General features: G+C 59.2%; 1 protein-coding gene. It reads right to left on the bottom strand.

The genetic code is table 11. The annotated features are described in order from the left end of the window. A partial coding sequence (locus B7449_RS15170) for an IS701 family transposase (protein WP_048883780.1) occupies positions 1–1,058 on the bottom strand: 1,058 nt, incomplete at its 3' end. Positions 1,059–1,081 lie beyond the last annotated feature (23 nt).

The raw sequence follows: 1,081 nt of genomic DNA on the forward strand, positions 1-1,081 counted from the left end.
TTTTTGGCCGTTCTGAACCCCTCTTCAATCCGCCATCGCGTGCCTTCGACCTGAACCAGCTTTTCAGGCGTCGTTCCTGAGGGGCACCAGACAGTGAAGTATGCAAGATCCCCGTCGGCTGGGTTCCGGCGCACAAGGAGACCCCGGATCCAGGTTCTGTTGTCGGCCGGGGTATAGTCTGCCCCCTCGAGTTCGGCGAGCGGACACCACAGCCAGTCATACTGACGATCGCCTTTCGTCCCGTGTCCGGCTGACAGGGAGACCCAGTCTTCTTCTGGAGCATCCCGGGCGATATCACGGGCTTCTCCCGCAACCGGTCTCTCTCCCAGGCCCCAGGAGTTGAACCAGTGACTGCCTGCCACCCCCAGAACATACCCTTTTGCGGCATGACGCAGGCTCATTTCGATTTCCCCTACGCCATAGACACTGTCAGCAGCGACCCATTCGAAGGGAAGGCCGGCCTGCAGGCCACGTTCGATCATCTGTCGGGCCAGAGAAGGTTTGGTTGCAAACGTTACGTCCGCAGGAACAGAGGCCGCAGACAGCCGTACCGGATCTGATGTCCAGGCTTTGGGAAGATACAGGGCGCGATCCACGAAAGCATGACCCCGTGAAGAAACATAGGCTGCAAACACACCAACCTGACAGTTCGTGATCTTGCCAGCCGAACCCGTGTACTGGCGCCCTACACCACAGGACGCCTTGCCTTTCTTGAGAAAACCGGTCTCATCGATCACAAGAACCGCGTCTTCATCACCCAGGGTAATCTGAACATGATCGCGGACAATGTCGCGCAGACCGTCAGCGTCCCACTGCGTCCGGCCCAGCAAAGCCTGCTGACGCCAGGGGCCTTCGTCGCCTGCGGCTTCCGCACGTTGCCAGCCCGTCTTGCGCGGCAGATTGCCCAGGAGCGTTTCCAGATAATGCTCCGCTGAGACCGCAACCCGTGCCTGACCAAACAGGGGACGTATCTTTTCCTTGACCGCCCGTAATCCCTCAACCGTCAGCGACAGCGTCTCCTCAACAGACGCGCCACCTGTCATCCTGTTCCGTTCCATACCAACACACGGAATCATATCTC

Source organism: Komagataeibacter intermedius TF2 (assembly GCF_000964425.1).
In the GTDB taxonomy this organism is placed as follows: domain Bacteria; phylum Pseudomonadota; class Alphaproteobacteria; order Acetobacterales; family Acetobacteraceae; genus Komagataeibacter; species Komagataeibacter intermedius.